Genomic DNA, 21,814 nt, shown 5'->3' on the forward strand with positions numbered 1-21,814 from the left:
TATATTTGTTACGTCACTAGAAATATATCTTTCTTTATCTATCTTAACATAGTTTTGTTTTTTCTCGCCGACCTACTTAGGCGAGTGGTACGCCGGAGAGTTGCTGCCTTTGCTGAGAGAGGCTGAGTTTGACAACATCTTTTTCTTTGAAAGGGAAGCCTCACGACTGCAAAAAAAATTAGCTAAAATAGATGAGAAACCCTACGAGCACCCTTACCACTGGGCTGCTTTCACTATCACCGGCAACGGCTAAAATATTATGACTTCTACACAACTTACTTTATCGGGATTCGATCAGTTTGCGCCGAAAGCTTTTTTAATCGCCCTCGCGAGATTTGAAGCACCTCTTTCGCCTGAGTTGATAGCTAAAGTGAATGAGGTTGGTGCAGCTTTGGTGAGTGGCGACTTACAGAAAGCGGCTTTGCTTGTTGATATCGCTCAAAAAGATGCTGCTTTTTCTGAGTGTTTTAATGAGGCTTATGAGGAGTTGCAGGAACTGGATGAGTCGGAGGAAAAGAATAAGTTTCTTCCTGAGTTAGATGAAAATACTCCTTCGCGGCAGACTGATGATTATAATAATTTTTTGGCTCCTCCTTTGACTAATTATAATCCGCAGAGTATCGCGAGGAGGTTATTGGGAAAGGCTAGTGATTTGGTGGAACGGGTTTATCGGTTGAGGTTTTAGTCCTCTCGATCCCCCCTAACCCCCCTTAAGAAGGGGGGGACAAGAGTGTTCCAAGTCAGGATTTGTAAGAGGGGTATAAAAGTGTTCTCAAAATCCCCCTTCTTAAGGGGGATTTAGGGGGAGCGAGACTCGACAACAAGGGACATTTATCACAGATTTTATGCTCAAATTAGTTGACCCTACCCTGAATTTATTTAGCTACACTCTCAAACAAGGGTTGGGTGTCGGCGAACCGGAAACTCGGAAAGTTTACCGCAGATTTTTAGCGAGTTTGTCTGCACAATTGCACAAAAAGCTGAATGTTTCCTTTACCCCTGAACAAAAACAAAAGTTTCTGGCGCTACATGAGGAAACAGTAGCCGATTTACCTTTTACAGGAAACCTGAACAACCATCCAGTTAAAGTTAAGGGTCGCTACCGCCGCTGGAATGTTAGCGATAATTATCAACTTTTATTTGACGGCTACGTTGATGATAAGTATCAACCTGACAAAGTTATTAAACTGATTGAAAGTTTGCAAGATTTAATTCCCCAACCACCGAAGTTGGAAAATATCGGCAAAACGTGGATGCTTTCTGGTTGGCTGGAATCTGGGACTGATTTGGAAGCGGCAGAACTTGCAAAACAGGTTTACAAGTGTTTGTTTAAAAAAGATGGTGTTTCTCAAGGAAGCGGTCTGTTTTTAGGTGGGAAAGTAGCTGAGTTTTGGGGCGATAAGATTGAGGATAATTGTCAACTGCTAGTAATTTTGTATCCCGATGAAGCGGCTTGTCAGGAATGGGCTAGGGATTTTTATGTTAGTTGGCTGGATTTGCTGTGCTTCCGCCATAAAATTATCTGGGCTTACGAGAACAGTCTACTGTTAAAAGAACGGTTGGTGAGTAATTACAACCAAATTGTGGGGATGAGGAATACTTCTCGACTCAATCTCAAGAAACTGCTGGAGGCGATGGGAAAATTGTCGGAGTTTGCGATCGACCTTAATTATTTGGAGTTGCAACATAGTACAATTAATGTTAATCTGGAGAAGTATGAGGCTAAGCTGGCGGAAATTCAAGCCAAGGCTAGATCTACTGATGATTTGAAGTTTTTGCAGGATTTTTGCGATCGGGCTAAACAACACTATCCCAAGCAAATCCAAAAAGATATTGACAATTTTCGTCCTTGTTTGGAAATATTGCGGAGTCTGACTGATACCATTAGAGGTACGGTAGAGATTAGGAAAGCTGAGAGCGATCGCACTTTTCAGACAATAGTCGGTATAGTCGGAGTCGGGCTGTCTACTGCTGGTACTGTAGGTTCTGCGGCTGCCAATTTCAAAACGGAAATCGAAGCAAATCCTACTATCAATACTGCCATAAATACGTTTGTACCAATTTTCGCTCCGGGTTCGGGATTGAGGGTAATTATGGGATTTAGCATTCTATCAGGGATAGCTGCTAGCCTCCTGACATGGGTAATTATAGGTGTGTGCTCGCGCTTTTTTCGGCGTTAGTCTCGGCGATTGACAATTGACATAATTCTCGTAGGGGCGGGTTTTACCAACCATAATCACCTCAAACAAACAATCTCAAAAATCCGCCCCCACCCAACGGTAAATCGAAATGTACATTCAGATTGACCGTGGGGCGGGGGCGGGTTTATTTATCCTTTCAATTCTTCCCAAGATGGTTGGTGAAACCCGCCCCTACAGCTTAACTTTTACCGTTTCCATTGCCGGCAGTTGTTAGCAAAACCCGCTTAGCTAAAGGTTCCGGCACTTCTTGCAATCGATCGAACTCCCAATTAAAAAATCCGACTCCCATTGTCTGCGATCGCAATTCTACGATCAAATTCTGCATTTCTGCGATCGGCAAATAAGCAGAAACTGCATCCCATCCCTTCCAGCCTTTTTTACTTTCGTAGCCGAGAATTTGGCCGCGGTGTCCGCTGACCAACTGCAACACCTTTGATGTACACTCGTTCGGAGCGCAAATTTCAACTTTGGCGATCGGCTCCAGCAATGCCGGTTCGCACTTCGCCATTCCCTCCTGCATCGCCAAACGCGCCGCTTGCTTGAAAGCTTGTTCGGAACTGTCCACAGAATGGTAGGAACCGTTCGTCAGCGTCACCGCTACGTCTACCACCGGGAAACCCAGCGGGCCGCGGTCCAAATACTCGCGCACTCCCACTTCCACGCCGGGAATGTACTGTTTTGGGACGACGCCGCCGACTATTTTGTCGGTGAAATTGAAGCCTTCGCCTCGTGGCTGGGGTTGAATGTCGAGGTACACATCGCCAAACTGTCCGTGTCCGCCGCTTTGGTGTTTGTAGCGCCCGTGGATGGAAGATGCAGGTTTGCGGATGGTTTCTTTGTACGGCACTTGCGGTAAGTGAGTTACCATCGGCAAGTTATACTTGCGGCGCAACCTGTCTAAGGCTACTTTCAGGTGGATTTCGCCTTGACCCCAAAGTATAATTTCGTGAGTGTCGCCGTGCTGTTCCCAGACTAAAGATGGGTCTTCTTCTAGCAATTTAGCTAAAGCGGAGCTCAGCTTAACTTCATCGTTGCGCTTTTCTGGGACGATCGCCAGTGCGTAGACAGGCGGGATGATTTCGGCTTTTGGCAATTCTTCCGATCGGTCTAGCGCCAGCGTATCGCCTGTTTTCAGGCCTTCTAGCCTTCCCAAAGCCACAATTTCCCCCGCGCTGACGGATTGCAAACTTTGTGTTTGCTGGCCTGTCAAGCGGTACAAACCGTTAACTCGAACGCCGTTCAAATTTGCTCCGTCTGCCAGCGTCCCCCGCCACATTCTCACTAACGATAGTTTGCCTCCCTGCGGCGTGTAATAGGTTTTGAGGATTTGAGCCAGAACTTTGTTTTCACTTTGTATAATGCTGCGGTGATCGGCTGTCGTTTCGGGTGTCGGCGCTTCCCTCAGCAAAGCTTCCAGTAGAGGCCGCACGCCGAAATCTTGTTCGGCCATGCCGATGAATACTGGCACAATTAAATCTGCGCCTAATTCCATCTTTAAATCGCGGGTAATTTCTTCGGCGTCGGGATTGATTTCTTCGAGCAATTCTTCGAGTAAATGGTCGTCAAAATTCGCCAATTCTTCGAGCATTTGCTGCCGCGCTGCGCTTTCTTGTGCTTTGAGGTGTTCTGGAAGCGGGACGGGATCTGCGGCGGCGCCCGGATGGTAGTGGTAAGCTTGTTCGGTTACTAAGTCGATAAAACCGATGATTTGTTCGTTTTTGCCGATCGGATATTGGTGAGGTACGATCGGTCTGCTGGAAACGGATTTGAGTGCGTCGATCACCTCGGTGAAGTTGGTGCCGCAAGTAGTTTCGTCTGTGTAAGCGCGATCGATCTTGTTGATGAAAACTAGGTGGGGAATTTCCCAATCGTCGAGGAATTTAAACAGGGGTGCGAGGGTTAAAGTGCGATCGGCTTGGGGTTCGCAAACAATTATCGCCGCATCCACACCAATCAGCGCATTGTAAGTTTCTTGGACAAATTCTACTGAGCCCGGACAGTCGAGAAATGTGAAGCGGACGCCTTCATATTCAGCGGTGGCGGCGTTTACTTCTACGCTCATTTGGCGATCGCGTGCTTCCGGCGAACTATCACCTATTGTATTGCTATCCTTGGCATTACCTTTGCGGGTAATTGTCCCTGTCACCGACAGCAAACTTTCGAGCAGTGCGGTTTTACCGCTTAAATAAGGGCCAACAATTGCAACGTTCCGCGTGGCCCCAATGACTTTTTCGTTCATAATAGCCTCCAACAGAAAACTTTTTTTCCATTGCTCTTGGTGCAATCTGTTCTATACCATTTTCTAGACTTTTTCTAGGTTAATTTTTATTGCAGTTTCGAGCAATTTCAGATTTTGGTATGATTTAATACTTTTGACCCTAGCGTGTTTTTAGTAACAAAACACAAATTGTAGTTTTTCTTAATATTTGGATTTTTTAACCGCAGAGAACGCAGAGAACGCAGAGGAAGAGAAGAGAGAGACTAATAATTCCGATGAAGAGCGGATTTGATATCACTCTTCCTCTGTCTCGATTGGCCTAATTTCTGAGCAGTCGCAAACCGCTTAATGTTACTATTACTGTAGATCCTTCGTGACCGATGACGCCCAAAGGCATGGTGATGTTTCCGAAAAAATTAGCTGCCAATAACAGGACAATGCAACTGAGTGCAAAAACAATGTTTTGTTTGACAACTTTTTGAGCGCGGCGGCCCAAACTAATTGCTTTAGCTAGTTGTTCTAACTTATCGGCCATTAATACGATATCAGCAGTTTCTAAAGCAACATCGCTGCCGGAAATTCCCATCGCAATGCCCACGGAAGCTTGAGCGAGGGCGGGGGCGTCGTTGATGCCGTCTCCTACCATTGCTACAGTTTGATACTGGGTTTGCAGTTGTTTAATTGCCTGCACTTTGTCTTCTGGCAAAAGTTCGGCGTACACTTCATTGATGCCTAATTGACGGGCGATGTGTTGAGCTGTTTGCTCGTTGTCGCCGGTTAGCATGATTATATGTTCTACGCCTAATTTTTGCAAGCGTTTTACCGTTGCTGCTGCTTCGGGGCGGAGGGTATCTGCTACTGCAATGATTCCCAAAAGCTGAGCGCCCTTTGCCACCCAAACAACTGTTTTACCTTCGGTTTGCAACTGCTGGCTGATTTGAGTCAATTCGGAAGTTGCTTCGACAAATTCGGCTTTACCAATGGCAATGATTTGATTGTTGATTTTGCCGACAATTCCTTGACCGATTTTTGCTTGTACGTCGGTAGCGGTTGACAATTGTAACTGTTGCTGCTGGGCGGCGCTGACAATTGAAGAGGCGATCGCGTGTTCGGAATGAGCTTCTAGGGCGGCAGCCAATTGCAGAACTTCTGTTTCAGTATATCCGGCTGCTGGTACAATTTGGATAACTTCAGGTTTTCTTGTGGTGAGAGTTCCGGTTTTGTCAAAGGCGAGCGCCCTGACTTTACCAATCATCTCTAATTGCGCGCCACTTTTAAACAAAATCCCCTGTCTTGCCCCGTTAGCAATTCCCGAAAGCAGCGCGGGCATAATCGAAGCCATCAGCGCGCAGGGGGAGGCGACTACTAGGAAAATCAGCGCCCGATAGATTGTCTCTTCCCAATTCCAGCCCAAAACAAAGGGCGGCAAAGTTGCGAGAAGCAAGCCTAAACCGACAATTAATTTGGCATAACCGCGCTCGAATTTTTCCACAAACATTTGAGAAGGCGGCGCTGCTGTTTGCGCTTCTTGAACCAGCCGAATCACTCGCTGAATCAAGCTGCTTTCTGGAGTTTTATGCACTTCGAGTTTCAGCGCGCCGACACCGTTAATTGTACCTGCATAGACTGCATCGCCACTGGTTTTTTCCACGGGCATCGATTCGCCGGTAATCGAGGCTTGATCGATCGCACTGTAGCCTTCAATAATTATCGCATCTGTGGGGATGATTTCTCCGGGCTTGACTAAAATGTAATCACCAATTTCCAATTTGTCGATCGCAACGAACCGTTCCCCGCCGTACATTACCACCCTAGCAGTATCCGCCGTCAAACTCATCAAACTGCGGATGCTGCGTTCAGTCCGCTGCATAGCATAACCTTCAAGGGCGCCGCTAATTGCAAAGATTAAAATCAATACCGCACCGTCAACAATTAAATGATATTCTTGCCGCCACAGCCCCAAACCGGCCGCGCCCAAAGCAGCGACAATCATTAACAAATCTACATCTAATTCGCGTTCTTGAAAAAGCGTAGTTAAGCCTTCGCGGGTACTGGAATAGCCGCCGATAACATAAGCTGCGGGTAAGATTAACACGGCTACACCCAGCCAGCCGAATTGCAGGGCTAGCGAACCCAAGATTACTAGAATTCCGCACAGGGCGGCAGTCACAGCATCTGGATGTTCTTCGGCTAACTGGGAGATGCGAGAAAGTGACAAAGAATTAGAAGTCATTTGTAAAGCTTGATTTAGTAGAATGACTCCTGTAGCCTAAACATTGACATTAATGTCAATGTCAAGAGTAAAACCAAACAAAATTACAAAACTCAATAACCATCCATACCCATCTGCGTCCATCCGCGTTTATCCGCCCATATCTGCGGTTAAAAAATCCAATGCAAGAATACCTGACAATCAAACAACTTACAGAAGCGGTAAAAGGCACAATTACCCCTCGGATGGTGCGACATTATCACGCTTTGGGGCTGCTATCTCCGGCGGTGCGATCGACCTCTAACTACAGACTGTACACCCGCAGCGATGTGCAAAGACTGCAAAGAATAGTCGCACTCAAGCAGCAAGGCTTTCAACTGTCTCACATCCGCAAACTGTTAGAAACTGACGCGGATGCTTCCCCTGACGCGCTGATGGCGACTCTGCAACGGCCATATCTGTCGGTTATTCAGCAAATTGTTCGCCTCAGAGAAACGGCTTCTGCGCTGGAAGGATTGCTGGGGCGGGATATTTCCTGTCAAGCGGTGCAAGCGGACGCATTGGCGCAATTAAGGCTGTTGCAGGTGGAAACTGAGGGGGGGTTGGATGAGTTGGAACAACTTTGGGAGGGTTGGGATGCGGGGGCGCACACTCACCCCGAGGATTTTGGGGAGTCGTTGCAGCTTTTGTTGCCGGATTTGGGCGATCGCTCGGAAATTGAGGTAGACTTGCTTTCAAAACTGGTGTTAGCCTGCGGAGATTGTTCGCTGCTGCCGTTTGTGCAATTGAGCGAAACGGCGATTAAATCGGCGCGGGAAGCTTTGAAAAATCAGTGTCAAATTGTGGCTGATGTGCCGCCTGTTTTTGCGGCTTTGGATCGAACTAGATTGGCGCATTTGGGAACAAGTATTGAAACTTTAATTGATGACCCGCACATCAATGCTGCGGCGGAAGCGGAACAGGAATTCTGGCGGCAGGGTGAGTGGTTTGAAAAGTTGTTGAAACTGGAAAAGGGATGTATATTAGTGATAGGATATGCGCCGTCTGTGCTGATGGCGGTTTGCGAGGCGATCGAGAGTGGGCAACTGCAACCGGCTTTGGTAGTGGGAATGCCGATCGGTTTTAGTCATTCTCCGGTGGCGAAACGGCGGTTAGTGCGATCGGGCGTTGCTTATATTACGACTGTCGGGACTTTTGGCGGCGGATTGTTGGCGGCGGTTGCTTTGAATGCTTTGGTTGAGTCTTTGATTGAAAAGCCGAATTGTCATTGTCATCTCAAGTAAAAATTGGCTTGAGAAAAGCGTACAAATCAAATTATCCTTAATCGGGATTTGTTGGATAGCGCAATTCTGGCTGGAAACCTAGTTTAAAGAGTATGGCAAAAAGAAGTGTTTATATTATAAGTATTACTCCGATTTTTCGGGGTTTAAGACAGCAAGCTCCGACTTACTTACTCAGGCTCCTATCACCCATAAACAAAATTTGGCTTCTCTTTTAACCTAAAACTTTCGGAGCTTCAAGGCAGAGCAATTAACAGCAAAAGGTACTCAGATACTCAGGATTGTGTTTGGCCGTGCTGAATAGATATTGTACTTTTTGAAAGGGAAGCTCAGTTATTCTGGCTGCCGATCTGGCACTGAGGCTGCATCTTTGACTCGTGTTTTTGGTTGGCTGTTAGCATAAGGACGAATCAAGACAGACTTCTTAAGCCGTTTGACGCCACTCAAAACCAAGAGTGCAAACAGCGTTCCTATCAAACTCATCACCCACAAACCGCAGCCTGCCGCTGCACCTAATCCGGCAGCCAACCAAATAGTGGCGGCGGAAGTTAATCCTTTGACTTCAGCTTTACCCCGTGGGTATTGAGTTTGTTGCAGAATGATTCCGCCTCCGAGAAAGCCTACCCCTGTGGCAACTCCTTGGATAGTTCTGCTCAAAGCATTGGAAGAGGAAAAGGTGCTGTCGCCATCCATCTGCAAAGGAATCATTACAAATATAGCTGCGCCTAGACTCACAATCATAAAGGTTCTTAAACCTGCTGGTCTACCTGGCTGCTGGCGGTTCATGCCGATCGCGAAGCCTACCAGTAGTGCAGCCGTCAGCCTAAAGGTGACTGTTTGCCAATCGTTGGGGCTGAAAAAGATAGAACTCATTGCCTGTACTCCTACTAGAATGGGCTCTTCACGCGCACGCATTCCCAGGCGTGGCAGGCTGACTTAATCTAACTCCGGTTAGTCGCTGGATTTACTAGGGAATCAGATTAAGTTTAAGTTAAGACTAAGTTAAATTCAAGTAGAGGTTCGGCTCGATGTGCGACCCCGAAACGTCAAACCCTGGAACTCGCAAGCTTTGTTGAGGCGCTGGGTAATAGCTTGCAGAGAAATATCTGCGGTTGCAAATTTACATCGTTGCTTCTTTCTTCACCATTTCCCCAAAGCCCCCCAAACAGTACCCGAAACCACGCCCCAAATCGCCCCCAAACCAGCCCCCACGATCGCCCCCGCCACAGGCCCCAACTCCACCGGCACCCCAGCGCTGACAGCCGGAAACATCGCAGACACCAACCCACCCAACACAGCACCCGCAAAAGTCCCCAAAAAACTGCCCCAAATCGCCCCCAAAGCCCCACCCTTCAAGCCCGAAGGCTGAAACGAAATCGGCAGCTTCGGCGAAAACCCGCAAAAACCCAACAAACCCCCAGAAACCACACCTCCAACAGAACCGACACCAGCCGCCACGATCGCCACACCCAGCAGCAAACCCGCAAACTCATTCACCGGTCGCATCTGGACACCGTATTGCTGCCAAACCACCAGCCCAACCCCCAAAAAAACACCAGCCAGAGTCCCCACAAACGAGCCCCAGACAGCCCCCAAAGACCCTCCCCGCCGGCCCCACACCCTCCCCGCCGGCAGCGCCAGAGGAGGCCGAAAACTCGCCCAAACACAGCCCCAGACAGCACCAACCCCCGCCCCAGCCAAAATCCTCTCCCCGATTCCCGGAGTGCTATTAATCGCGCCAAACACCGCACCGCCGATCGCCGCCAACAAAAAAGCCCCCCAAGCCGCCCCCACCAAAACTCCGCCCCACTTCCGCCAAATCTGATTCGGCGGCAAAGTAAAAATGCCCCACATCATCCCAAAAAAACAGCCCCAAATCGTACCAACAAAAATCGCCCCCAAAATAGCGCCGCCGCCCTCAGCTATTACCGAATAAATCCCCCCGATCGCCGCCAAACACAAACTACCCCAAACACCTCCCCAAGCAGCATCCTGAACAATGCGCTCAAACTTGCCCACGGGAACCCGAGGCGCAGGAGTTCGACTCCGAGAAGACATCGGCATCGGCAGCAACGGCACTGCGTACTGACCGAGGGGGCGTGGCAGCCCCGTGGCGGGCTGTTGCCGGCGCACTGCTGGCTCCCTCACGACAGGCGGTGGTTGGGGCTTTTTACGCTTGATTTTCGCAGGCTGCAAGTGCAATCCGTTGCTGACTGCTTGTCGCGAAGGAAACGGATCGCGCCCTTTGAGGAGTTTTGCCCGATCGCACCAAGGGCACCGACTGAGATGATTTCCGTATTTATGCTGACTGTTTTTGCTGCAAGTTACCAAAGCATCTTCCGCTTCCCGAATCGCATTCACCCAAGTTTTCGCATCCGGGCGCGCCGAAGGATTGCCGTGCCCTTCCTCAAAACAGCGGATAAACATCTGCCGCAGTCGCGGATGCAGCATCTCGAAAGGAGGCGCAGCCGGCATCGGGCGGTAGGGAATCCGTTTCGTACCTGTGGGGAAATGGCCCGATCGAATTCTCGCTTCCAAAGGGGGCGGTTCATCGCTACCGAGATAAACTCCCGAAAACGGGTGCGTACCTTCCATCAGCAATTGAAAAATTAATACAGCTAAACCGAACAAATCGTGCTCGGGAGATCGATCGATATCGCGGAAAGTCTGGCCCTGCAACTCGGGCGGCGTAAACTCTGGTTTCCCGACGGGACACCGATAAACGTAACCCGTATAAGGATCGCGCACTTGAAACGAATCCGTGTCTACCAGCGTTACCAACGCCGTATCCGTCACGAGAATGTTCGACTCGTTTACGTCGCCGATGACGTAACCCCTGACGTGGAGGGCATTTACAGCCGAGGCGAGATTTCTGGCGGTACGGTGGAGGTAAAGATAGCTAAATAGCGGTTTTTGTTCGCGCCTGGTTTTGGGTGTGTAGAAAGTGTGTACCGGCATCACTTTGTTGACGCGCGGCATCACAAAACCAACGATTTTTTCTCGCCCGCCGACAGTATGCAGCAAATCGATCGGCCAAGCAATGGAAGCGTGCCCGGGTTCCGCGATCGGCGCATCCGGCGGCATACTGAACATGACTGTGAGTTTGTCGCCGTCTTCGTCTGTCGGTTTGTGGTAGATTTTTGCTACAAGGGACGAGTCTTGGGCGATCGGGTAGATGCGACCTTCACCGCCACTGGCGATCGCGGTTTTGGTGTCGATCGCAATCAGTTGTCCGCTAAATTGGCGCTGCAACTGCATAGAATTCGGTTATGGGATACAGGATTCGGAAGCCATGACTCAATAAACTTGACTTGCCCATTAAATCTTACCTTTGTTATGACTTAGGCACCGGTGAGGAGAGCCCGGGTTTTTCACCAAAAGATGCGTTGCAGCCCGCAGATTCGGTAAAAAACCCGATTTTTAGGGTGGGAGTGGGTAAGCCCTGTTGTTGTTAGTGGGATGCGCGTCCCGCCCGTCCATCCATTAGTGGGATGGGCATCCTGCCCGTCCATCCATTAGTGGGATGGGCATCCTGCCCGTCCATCCATTAGTGGGATGGGCGTCCCGCCCGTCCGCGCTATCAAAATTAAATATAAACCAGCTTCAAATCCACCGACAATAACAACATTTTATCCTCAATTTTTTGTCTGACGGCCGGTGTCACCTGACAATTATCGCTGTTGAGGCATTCCACCAGCAAGTTGTGGGCATAGTAATACTGTTTCAGCAAAGTTTTCTGTTGGGGGCGAAAGTCTCGATTGTAGCCGATCGCAGTTTTGAATTTTGCCAGCCAACAGTTACCGAACTCTTTGCGCCAGTTTTTCCAGTTTTGCAAATCCGGCATCTCAGTCTGAAATTGTGCCAGCAGTTGTTTAAGTTCTGGTTCAATATCCAGCGCCCAAATGCCAACCAAAATACCCGCCACATCATTATCAAAAGCCAATTTCAGAGACTCGTTAACATCTGCAAATTCTACATTTTTTCCCGCCTTTGCCAAACAATTCCGCAACTTGCGAACTTTCGATCTATCAAACTTCAGACTCGGATCGAGGACGCGAGTCAAAGCCAAATCGAGGACGCAAACTAAGGCAACATAAAAAGCGCGAATTTCGACTGGTTTGAAATTCCTTTGCACTAACTGAGACTTGTGATTTGCCCAGATTAGCAACTGCTGCAAAGTTTCATCTTTAGCCGCCATACTATCTAATTTTTGTTGCATCAGCAGCAAAAGTTCGTCAGCAGGTTGCAAAATGCTGACAACTCTCACAAATTCATTTTTCCACTTTTTGTCGGTAATCCGGCTGACCAATTCTGGCAGTGATTCCGGGTTCGCACTGTCAATCACATATTCTGGTTGAGTGTCGCTTTCTTCCAGCAGTTCGTCAACTGCGCTTTTGATAAAGTTATCCACCAACCAGTCGCGGGTACGCGAGAAATTGCTCTCCAATTCTAGGTAATGACTGCCTAATTTTGCCTTAAAGTCTTTGGGAAAAATCTTTTTAGCCACTAACATATTTTTCCAGCGAGTTAGCTGGCTGGCGCTGCGTTCGGGAAAGCGGTTGTACAAATAGTCGATCGCGATCGCCTCTAGAATATCCGCACCCAGAATTTCCCGCCGTTTCAGCTCGTTTTCGGGCCCTATTTGTCGCCGCTGAGTTAAATCCCCCTGCTGGCTAACAATTGGTTCAATCAAGTGCTGAATCAGCCAATTTCCCCCACGGAAAAAATTCCGCTCAAACTCCAAGTAAATCGCGCCAAACAAAGCCTCAAAAGTCTCCGAAAGCAATCTATTGTACTCACTTTCGTCTGTTTGTTTCCGATTCCATACGCGCCAACCGAGTTGGTTTAATTTCAAATTTTGTGCAAATTCCGCCAGTTTTTTCGGGTCTGCTAAACGAGCTTTTAAAGTTGAGATCGCATCTGGAGCGAGTTCTGGATATTCGCGGTACAGGTAATCGGTAACAACAGCACCGAAAATCGCTCCGCCTAAGAGTGACAGCCGTTTGTACTTAACGTCTTGCCAAGCGAGAGACTCCTCGGGGCGATCGGAGTAATCGCTGGTATAGTAACGGCAATTCAAGGCGATTTCCAGCAGTTTTGTCTGCTGAAAGCTGGGAATGTCGATCGCTGCTTTGACTGCTTCAATATCTACATTATGTTTAATTCGCTCTAATTCTTCTTCACATTTACCCCACTTTTCCAACCAATCACCGCCCGCATCTTCCACATACAAATCCACAAAATCTACCCCGTAATTCATCCATTCATCCTGCATTATTCTGGCGGCTTCCAATTCTTCCCAGACTTTCTGCAAGTTATTTTCAACTGCGTTCGTACCTTGTACAGTCATAGTATTTGATTTTGATGTAATTAGATTTTATTTCCCAGAATTTCACCGCACTTAAATCAAATCTCATCTCAATTCAATTTAGGCCGAGTTGCTAGTTATTTCACCCGATTGATTGCTGCGGTAAATGTTCCCATTGCTTAGCCTTCGTCTCAAGCACCTGTTGCCAGCGTCTGGCAGACTCCTCCCGGAAACAGAAAAGGGGAGGAAAAATCTTGGTCTGTTTTACCTTTTCCAGAAGCAGGCTGGGGGTTAGGTTTTTGGCATTGCCGAAAATTGTGCAATATGTGAGTTAGTCAAAAAATTTTTTTTCACCGAGTTGGGAGCAGTCGAACTATTCTCAGCAGCATATCTGCTTGATTTACGGGAACTTGAGGTAACGACCTGCGGGCAAATTATCACTATTATATAATGCTATATTAACTAACTGGTTCAGGAAATTTGCATCATTTTTATCATAACTTAAAAATAATCCTCTGTCAATCCCCCAATCTTGAAGAGTTTGTTGCCAATTCTGATATTTTTGTTCAGAGAATTCATCCGAAAGAGTAGTGACTTGAATGCAGAGGGGCTGTTGTTGGCGGCTGCTAACGATGGAATCGGTTGCCATAGAAAGATCGGCCACATATCGATACAAAACAGTGCCTTGGCGATCGACAATTCGGGCTGCGATCGCACGAATGACGAGATCGTCACCCGGATCGAATTTACCGGCTTTTAGTTTTTGTTTCCAGATGTAAAATTTGCGATCGTTTTCGCTCAGCCATTTAGGAAATAGATAGCTGTACCAATACCTTTCCCCCGGAGTCATTAACTCAAAAGCGGCTTTTTTGTCTATTTCCGAAGGTAGAGATTGAACTGCCAGCCAAACCTGAGAATCTCGGATAAGCTGCAGCAAAAAAGCCATCACAAATTTTTTAGCCGTTAGCGAACCGGGTTTAACATCTTTCACCCAGCGATTGATTTCATCCAATCTTCTCGCCAAACTGGGATCTATTGGATCTGCTGCGCTAATTAGGGAGTTGAGCTTATCCTTAATCTCTTGTGCTTGCAAACGACGACCTACTATACAAACTAAAGCAGAATTGTTGACACCTCGATTTTATTATAGAACCGCGCCAAATTTTCACCGCTCATTAGACATTTCCAACAATTGTTGTGGGGTAGGTATCCTGCCTGCCCTTGACTTAATTTTTAGGAGGTGCCTATTTAATACTTCCTGCCGATTCCCGCAGGCGCAGGTACAATAAAACCAAATAAACATTCATCAACGGTGCGGCTAAAAATCCGAGTAGATTACTTGTAAGCTGATATCCTACGGATTTGGCCGTCGGATCTATTAATAAAGAAATCAATATTATTGGCACAAAAACGACAAAAACTATCAGAAGAGTCGCTCGAAATACCAACCACCAGCGCCCTTTAGTTAATTCCCAACTGGTGCTAAGACTGTCCACCGCCGAAGAGTTATCAATGACGGTACCGTACAATGAAAATATTAAGCGATTTGATACATAAAGCCCGGGAATTATTAGTGCAATGAAGCCTGCAAACACCACCCCCACAAACAGAATATAAACCAAAATAAGGTGCAGCCATCTTCTGCTTGCTTGATTGAAAGCCTGACCCACAGTTACTGGATTTCGAGTCAAACTTCCGTAAGTGTAGAAAATCATGGCTCCCGAAAATAAAGGAACGGCCACGAACGAGTAGATAAAGAAAACAACACCTGGTGAACTGAGATTGCCAAAACTATTGAGCGCGGACAATATCAAATTGGGAAAGTTGATTGTCAACAGGGGAGGGTATATAGGCCCCGTAGTAGCAAATGTTTCTCGCAACAAAGTTCTGGCACTAACTGGTGGATTTGTCATAATTTTTTATCCGCTTTTTGTAAGTGGAGTTGAACAGACTAAACATTGCTCGAAAAAGTTGCTAACAATAAAGTTAAGTCATCATCGGTGCGTTCGGAAACGCGGGGCGATCGCAAAAATGACTCTAATTGCTGTTTCGCATCTTCTTCTTCTTTCCACTCGCCAGAAAACCGAAACAAAGGCGCAAAAAACGGCCCGTGCGGCGTGCCTTCCGGGATTTTGAGAGCTAGCATTTGCAAGCCGTCGGAAAACACGGCCAAGTGCCGGAGTTTTTCCCGCAGTACCTGAAATTGCGCTGTTTCAATTGCATTCGGCGAAATCAAAAAGATAGTTTCGTTGATGTATTCGCCGCAGGGAGGTACAGTCAGGGCGAGCGCATTTCCTGCACTGTCACCTGCTACCGCAGCACCGTCGCCGATTTGAGCAACTGCGATTAATTCCGGCGTAGCAACAACAGCAATTAAAGTGCAGGCTAAATCTCTCGGCGCCACTGCCCGCACTGCCGCTTCTGCTTCCACCTGCGCCCGCGCGACTTGCAGCGATGCTGTCAAGAATACTTGCCATTCGTCGTCATTTTGAGGCAGCTTTTCCTGTTGCTGGCAAATCGTTTCAACAACCGCTTCCACAGCAATTTTTGCCCCAATTTCTGCGAGTGCTGCAGAGCCCGCGCCATCGGCAACCGCTGCTGCTAAAACACCGTTCGGCAAGAGACGCCAGCAGTGGGCATCTTGACAAGGCTGCGATCTTTTTTCGTGGCTCGTACCTATCACCGATGCCGCTACAACTTGCCAATTAAAGGATGAATTCTGCATTAATAACTCTTTAACTCAAAACTTCGTAAATTCACAACTATGCAAAGTCTGGACGGGTTTATTTATCCCTAATTAGGTAGGGCGATGCACACCACACCTTACTTATTATGTAGGGTTCCATGCACACCGCACCTTAACGCTTGTCACTTACTAATGACCAATGACTTCCCACTAATAACTAAACAGTTCCCCATCCGGGTGGTGGCAGTGCTACTTGTTCATCAATTTTTGAGTGAGAAACTCTCTGCATACTAGCCGACAGCCAGATGAACATCTCTCTAAAGTCTAATCCTTTCAATTTTACAGGCGTGCGCTCGACAATTTGCGCGAGACGGGGGATATTAGCACCTTCCACTCCGACTGCAAAAAATGCCACGCGCTTGTTAGTTTCTTCCTCTTTAATCCGCTGTGCTGCTATTTCCACCACATCGTCGGATTCGCCTTGAGGTTCGCCGTCGGTAATCATAAATACCCACGGGCGGTAGTAGGTAATGCCGTTGTTGCGGTATTCGGATTTGCGGGCCGCAATGGTGTCTAGCGCTTGCTGAATGCCGGCGCCCATGTGGGTTTGTCCTTGAGCTGTCAGCAGTGGCGTCTCGAACTGGTCGGCGGTCACGAAGTCTTGCACGACTTTGATATGATTATCAAATGAAATAATCGCGACTTCGACTCGCTTTTTAGCTAGTTCGTCTTTAATTAGGTCATTCCTAAAAATTTCCAGCCCCTCATTCAAGGCATCTATGGGTGCGCCTTGCATGGAGCCGGAGGTGTCCAGCAGGAGGACGCAGGGACAGCGCGGCTCTGGGTTTTCGGCAAATTCTACGGCTTCGTCTAGTCTCATGGTTCGGGGTTGACCTGGGAGTGGCTCGATTTCTAGGTTTGTTACTTTACTCTATCAAGTCAGTAACAAATTTAAGTGCAAATTGCTAGGGCGATCGCATTTTACCATTTACGTGAATCGATTTTAAATTTTTGATTGTATATTTTAGATTTGAGAATTGGATGTCTGCCGTCAATAAAACAAATTTCTTCCGGTCTGTGGTAATATAGACTAATAGTATTACTGCAAAATAAGGATAAATCTTATGATTGCAACAGTCACACACAAATTAACCTTTGACCAATTCCTTGTAAAATGTCCAGAAGATGGACTCTATGAACTGGTAAATGGAGAAATTGTAGAGATGAATTCCACAAGAAATCATGATGATGTTGCTAATTTCCTGTTATTTGGCTTCAATGATGAAATCCGGCGACAGAATTTGAATTATGTAGTCAACACTACAGCCGTTATCAGAACTGTAAGTAAAGCCGGCATCGAACAAGGGCGGAGACCGGATGTCAGCGTAATCGATCGCGACTTGTGGCGATCGAACCGTTCTGCTTATTCTGCCTTACGAGAACCAATTCAACTGGCTGTGGAAGTAACATCAACAAATTGGGAGGACGATTATATAGACAAATTGGACGAATATCGGCGCCTCGGAATTCCTGAGTATTGGATTGTTGATTATTTAGCAATTGGTAGCAGGGAATTTCTGGGAAATCCCAAAACTCCAACTGTATTTGTCCACCTTTTAGATGCAGAGGGCAACTATCAAAGAAGCGCGTTCAAGGGCAGTGAACGAATTGTGTCGCGGACTTTTCCCGAATTAACCCTGACAGCAGGAGAGGTGATGAATGTTTAACTTCGGTTAATCCAGCTAGCCAGACTATTATCCATAAAAAAATACTGAAAATATGAAATCTATTTCTGATAAAAAACTTTCGGATCGAAAAGCTATTAGCCCTTGGAGTTACAAACCTTGGTGGTGTCAGCCTTGGTCGATTCTTTTAACTGGTACTAGCCTGATTAGCGGTAGTTGGTTTTTATTAAAAAATGTTTGGATAACTGTTTTAGTCGCGATTCCTTTATTAGCTTGGATGGGTTTTTTCTTGTTAGTTTGGCCGAGGCTGATGCTGTCTAGTGGAGTTTTAGATTCCGATGCAGATTAGGTTTTGGTGACGCGCACCTTATGTTTAGGATAAGGTGCGCGGTCATTGGTGTGAACTTAACGTTAAACCCTCTGTCCGGCAGGGGTTTCAACAAGAACCTCCAAGCGAAAGTCCTCGCTATGAGGACTAATGAGTTCTTCAGTCCTCTTTGAGAGGATTTTAGCTATAAGACAGGGAATTCATTCCCTGGCAAAGAGTGCCGGGTGAGCGGGAGGAATGGCGGACTAAAAGCTTAAGTTGACACTAATAGTGGGCCCTGCACACCCTAAACATAGGGTGTTTTGCACTCTAGCTTTGCGGGTAATAGTCTTGAATTGCTTTTACTTCCATCGGGTTTGATTTGAGCGCTCGAATTCCCGCTGCTGTCGCTTTGGCACCGGCTATTGTGGTAATAATCGGGATTTTGTAAGTCAAAGCTGTGCGGCGGATAAAGATGCCGTCGGCTCGGGATTCTTCGCCCGAAGGTGTGGTGATAATTAGTTGAATTTTCTCATTCTTGATCGAATCCAACAAATTCGGCCGCCCTTCGTGCAGTTTCAATTCCAAATCAACCTCTAAACCTTGCTCTTGCAAAACTTTGCGTGTCCCGTGAGTTGCGACTACTCTGAAACCCAATTCTAAGAATTCCTTGACAACGGGTACAACTGCTAGTTTGTCCCGATCGCGCATCGAAACCAGCACGGTTCCCAACAGCGGCATCAGTTGTCCGGCGCCGAGTTGAGCTTTGGCAAATGCTTTGCCAAAATCAGTGTCAATTCCCATGACTTCGCCGGTCGATCGCATTTCTGGCCCTAACAAGGTATCAGCGCCCGGGAACTTAGCAAAGGGCAATACAGCTTCTTTTACGGAAACATGAGTGGGTATAATCTCTTCAGTAAAACCCAAAGCTTTTAGAGTTTTGCCAGACATGACTCGCGAAGCAATTTTTGCTAAGGGAACTCCGATCGCCTTGGACACAAAAGGCACTGTTCGAGAAGCTCGCGGATTAGCTTCTAAGATGAAAACTTGTTCTCCTTGAACAGCAAATTGAATATTCATCAACCCGATTACTTTCAGGGATTTTGCTAATTCTACAGTCCAGCGGCGGATTGTTGCCAAAGCTGCATCAGAAAGCGTTTGGTAAGGGATAGAACAAGCAGAGTCGCCGGAGTGGATTCCCGCTTCCTCGATGTGTTCCATAATACCGCCGATCGTCACATTGCCCGTAACATCGGCGATCGCATCTACATCAACCTCGATCGCGTTCTCCAAGAACTTATCAATTAAAATCGGATGATCGGGTTCTACTAGCACGGCATAGGTCATGTAACGTTCCAATTCCGTATCGGAATAAACAATTTCCATGGCTCGCCCGCCTAATACGTAACTCGGTCGCACCACTACCGGATAACCGATCCGTTGAGCTACTATTAAAGCATCCTCAAAACTGCGGGCTAAACCGTTAGCAGCTTGCTGAATATCCAATTCCCGCAGAATCTTTTCAAATCGCTCTCTGTCTTCAGCAGTATCAATGGAATCCGGCGAAGTCCCCCAAATTTTTGTTTGTACATCGGGGTGATTTTCCAGAGATGCTTGTAAAGGAACCGCTAATTTTAGCGGCGTTTGACCGCCAAACTGAATAATTACTCCCTCTGGATTTTCGGCTTCGATGATGTTGAGAACATCTTCTTTTGTTAGCGGTTCAAAATACAGGCGATCGCTCGTATCATAATCCGTCGAAACCGTCTCCGGGTTGGAGTTGACCATAATTGTCTCAAACCCGTCTTCTCCTAGGGAATAGGAAGCGTGACAGCAGCAGTAATCAAACTCAATTCCCTGTCCGATCCGGTTCGGCCCGCCACCTAAAATCATCACTTTTCGTTTAGTAGAAGGCAAAACTTCCGACTCTGGCGCGAGACTGTGGCCTACAGGCGAAACTTTCTTTTCTTCATCGCCCAATTCCCAAATTGCCGCTCCCGCTTCGTAGGTGGAATAATAATACGGTGTAAACGCTTCAAATTCAGCGGCACAGGTATCGACTGTTTTGTAAACCGGAATTATGCCTAACTGTTTGCGGTAAGCGCGGACTTGATCTTCCGGTGTTTTGGTGGCGTAAGCAATTTGGCGATCGCTAAAACCTAACTGCTTTACTTCAAACATTGTCTCTTTTGTCAACTGGTCCAACCGCGTTCGTTTCAAGAACTTCTCAGTTTCCAGCAATTCCTGCATTTTATCCAAAAACCAAGGATCGATTCCTGTAAACTCGAAGATATCTTCCACCGACATTCCCATCATCATCGCGTGGCGAACTGTAAAAATGCGATCGGGATTTGGCGTCCGCAATCCGGCGCGAATTTGTTCCAAACTCGGCAACTTTTCCGGTTTGTCGCATCCGAAACCTGCACGGCCTGTTTCCAATCCCCGCAGGGCTTTTTGGAAAGATTCGTTGAAGCTGCGCCCGATCGCCATTACCTCTCCTACTGACTTCATTTGTGTTGTCAGAGTCGGTTCGGAACCGGGGAACTTTTCAAAGGCAAATCGGGGAATCTTTGTCACCACGTAGTCAATTGTCGGCTCAAAAGACGCCGGAGTTTTCTTGGTGATATCGTTGGAAATTTCGTCTAGGCTGTAACCTACTGCTAATTTTGCCGCCATTTTGGCAATAGGGAAACCAGTTGCTTTCGAGGCCAAGGCGGAGGAACGGGAAACCCGAGGATTCATTTCAATAACGATGAAATCTCCGTTGACAGGATTGACGGCAAATTGAATATTGGAACCGCCGGTTTCAACTCCGATTTCGCGAATAATTTTCACCGAAGCATCCCGCAGGCGCTGATATTCTTTGTCTGTAAGAGTTTGCGCCGGGGCGACGGTGATAGAATCGCCGGTGTGGACGCCCATCGGGTCGAGATTCTCGATCGAACAAATAATCACCACATTATCTGCCAAATCTCGCATTACTTCCAGTTCGTACTCTTTCCAACCAATCAAAGATTGTTCGATCAAAATTTGCGATACTGGACTGGCATCAATCCCGCCTTGTGCCATTTCTTCAAACTCTTCTTGATTGTAAGAAATGCCACCTCCCGTGCCTCCCATTGTAAAAGCCGGACGAATAATTAACGGATAACTGCCGATTTGGTGACCGATTGCTTTGGCTTCGTCGAGAGTGTTGGCAATTCCCGAAGGGCAAACTGCGACGCCAATTCGCGCCATCGCTTCCTTAAATAATAGGCGATCTTCAGCCATTTCAATTGCTGGCAACTTAGCACCAATCAACTCGACGTTGTATTTTTCTAAAACGCCATTTTTAGCCACAGCAACTGCTAAATTTAGCGCCGTTTGACCGCCCATAGTCGGTAGAATTGCTTGAGGTCTTTCTTTAGCGATGATTTGTTCGAGGATGACCGGCGTTAGAGGTTCGATGTAAATGCGATCGGCAGTTTCCGGATCGGTCATAATCGTTGCCGGGTTGGAATTCACCAACACTACTTCATAACCTTCTTCTCGCAAAGCTTTGCAAGCTTGTGTCCCTGAATAGTCAAATTCGCACGCTTGACCGATAACAATTGGGCCGGAACCAATGAGAAGAATTTTTTTTAAGTCTTGACGACGGGGCATAGGTTCGTAATTAGTAATTGGACAAGGTGGAGGATTAATTTGATATTTTGCATCAGTCTTAGAAACAGGCTTTCTAAGCTGTTCCCCCCAAAGCTTACTCAAAATAGTGCAAGTTTTGTTGTTAATTTGAAATTGTGCACCATTATCAGCCTTTTGGAAGCAGGACCTCGCAACTCCGGCTGACAGACACCCCCAGCTAACCAGAAATATTGATGAGAAAAGGGTGCAGTCGATCGGTAAATCAAGACTATTTTAAGTGTTGCGGTCAAATCGTG

The 21,814-nt window shown here is 47.1% G+C and carries 15 protein-coding genes; 5 read left to right on the top strand and 10 right to left on the bottom strand.

Going from position 1 to position 21,814, the window contains the following annotated elements; all coding sequences use genetic code 11:
* Nucleotides 1-259 precede the first annotated feature (259 nt).
* Both QUB33_RS08905 and QUB33_RS08910 read left to right on the top strand, forming a co-directional pair.
* The gene (locus QUB33_RS08905; RefSeq protein ID WP_333349548.1) at nt 260-685 is read left to right on the top strand and encodes a hypothetical protein; all 426 of its coding nucleotides are present in this window, start codon (nt 260-262) and stop codon (nt 683-685) included.
* A 160-nt stretch (nt 686-845) separates the two neighbouring features.
* Nucleotides 846-2,180, top strand: a complete 1,335-nt coding sequence (locus QUB33_RS08910; RefSeq protein WP_333349550.1) for a hypothetical protein — start codon at nt 846-848, stop codon at nt 2,178-2,180.
* 199 nt (nt 2,181-2,379) lie between these two features.
* On the opposite strand, the gene QUB33_RS08915 is transcribed toward QUB33_RS08910, so the two are convergent.
* A complete protein-coding gene (locus tag QUB33_RS08915; RefSeq protein ID WP_333349552.1) occupies nt 2,380-4,440 on the bottom strand; it encodes an elongation factor G in 2,061 nt (686 codons plus the stop codon).
* A 298-nt stretch (nt 4,441-4,738) separates the two neighbouring features.
* Entirely contained in the window at nt 4,739-6,652 is a 1,914-nt protein-coding gene (locus QUB33_RS08920) for a heavy metal translocating P-type ATPase (protein ID WP_333349555.1), read from the bottom strand.
* Between the two features lie 161 nt (nt 6,653-6,813).
* On the opposite strand from QUB33_RS08920, the gene QUB33_RS08925 reads away from it, so the two are divergent.
* Nucleotides 6,814-7,914, top strand: coding sequence for a precorrin-8X methylmutase (locus tag QUB33_RS08925; protein WP_333349557.1), 1,101 nt, complete (start codon nt 6,814-6,816; stop codon nt 7,912-7,914).
* 330 nt (nt 7,915-8,244) lie between these two features.
* Here the strand turns inward: QUB33_RS08925 and QUB33_RS08930 are convergent, their stop codons facing one another.
* The 7 genes from QUB33_RS08930 to QUB33_RS08960 all read right to left on the bottom strand — a co-directional run bounded on the left by QUB33_RS08930 (nt 8,245) and on the right by QUB33_RS08960 (nt 16,785).
* Nucleotides 8,245-8,784 (bottom strand): MgtC/SapB family protein, encoded by a 540-nt coding sequence (locus tag QUB33_RS08930; RefSeq protein WP_333158519.1) that lies wholly within the window; start codon nt 8,782-8,784, stop codon nt 8,245-8,247.
* 267 nt (nt 8,785-9,051) lie between these two features.
* The gene (locus tag QUB33_RS08935; RefSeq protein ID WP_333349560.1) at nt 9,052-11,169 is read right to left on the bottom strand and encodes a DNA-binding protein; all 2,118 of its coding nucleotides are present in this window, start codon (nt 11,167-11,169) and stop codon (nt 9,052-9,054) included.
* 328 nt (nt 11,170-11,497) lie between these two features.
* Nucleotides 11,498-13,261, bottom strand: coding sequence for an NACHT C-terminal helical domain 2-containing protein (locus tag QUB33_RS08940; RefSeq protein WP_333349562.1), 1,764 nt, complete (start codon nt 13,259-13,261; stop codon nt 11,498-11,500).
* 358 nt (nt 13,262-13,619) lie between these two features.
* A complete protein-coding gene (locus QUB33_RS08945) occupies nt 13,620-14,312 on the bottom strand; it encodes a hypothetical protein (RefSeq protein ID WP_333349565.1) in 693 nt (230 codons plus the stop codon).
* 151 nt (nt 14,313-14,463) lie between these two features.
* Nucleotides 14,464-15,132 carry a hypothetical protein gene (locus QUB33_RS08950; protein WP_333349567.1) on the bottom strand — a complete coding sequence of 223 codons (669 nt, stop codon included), beginning with the start codon at nt 15,130-15,132 and terminating at the stop codon, nt 14,464-14,466.
* 38 nt (nt 15,133-15,170) lie between these two features.
* On the bottom strand, nt 15,171-15,944 hold the full coding sequence (locus QUB33_RS08955; protein ID WP_333349569.1) for a PP2C family serine/threonine-protein phosphatase: 774 nt from the start codon (nt 15,942-15,944) through the stop codon (nt 15,171-15,173).
* A gap of 178 nt (nt 15,945-16,122) precedes the next feature.
* Nucleotides 16,123-16,785, bottom strand: a complete 663-nt coding sequence (locus QUB33_RS08960) for a vWA domain-containing protein (RefSeq protein ID WP_006635663.1) — start codon at nt 16,783-16,785, stop codon at nt 16,123-16,125.
* Between the two features lie 244 nt (nt 16,786-17,029).
* On the opposite strand from QUB33_RS08960, the gene QUB33_RS08965 reads away from it, so the two are divergent.
* Both QUB33_RS08965 and QUB33_RS08970 read left to right on the top strand, forming a co-directional pair.
* Entirely contained in the window at nt 17,030-17,632 is a 603-nt protein-coding gene (locus tag QUB33_RS08965; protein WP_333349571.1) for a Uma2 family endonuclease, read from the top strand.
* 52 nt (nt 17,633-17,684) lie between these two features.
* Nucleotides 17,685-17,939 (top strand): DUF6737 family protein, encoded by a 255-nt coding sequence (locus QUB33_RS08970; RefSeq protein WP_333349573.1) that lies wholly within the window; start codon nt 17,685-17,687, stop codon nt 17,937-17,939.
* A gap of 288 nt (nt 17,940-18,227) precedes the next feature.
* On the opposite strand, the gene carB is transcribed toward QUB33_RS08970, so the two are convergent.
* Complete coding sequence (carB, locus tag QUB33_RS08975; RefSeq protein WP_333349678.1) at nt 18,228-21,539, bottom strand: carbamoyl-phosphate synthase large subunit; 3,312 nt, start codon at nt 21,537-21,539, stop codon at nt 18,228-18,230.
* Nucleotides 21,540-21,814: the final 275 nt, after the last annotated feature.

The organism is Microcoleus sp. B3-A4, assembly GCF_036705385.1.
Classification (GTDB): Bacteria; Cyanobacteriota; Cyanobacteriia; order Cyanobacteriales; family Microcoleaceae; genus Microcoleus.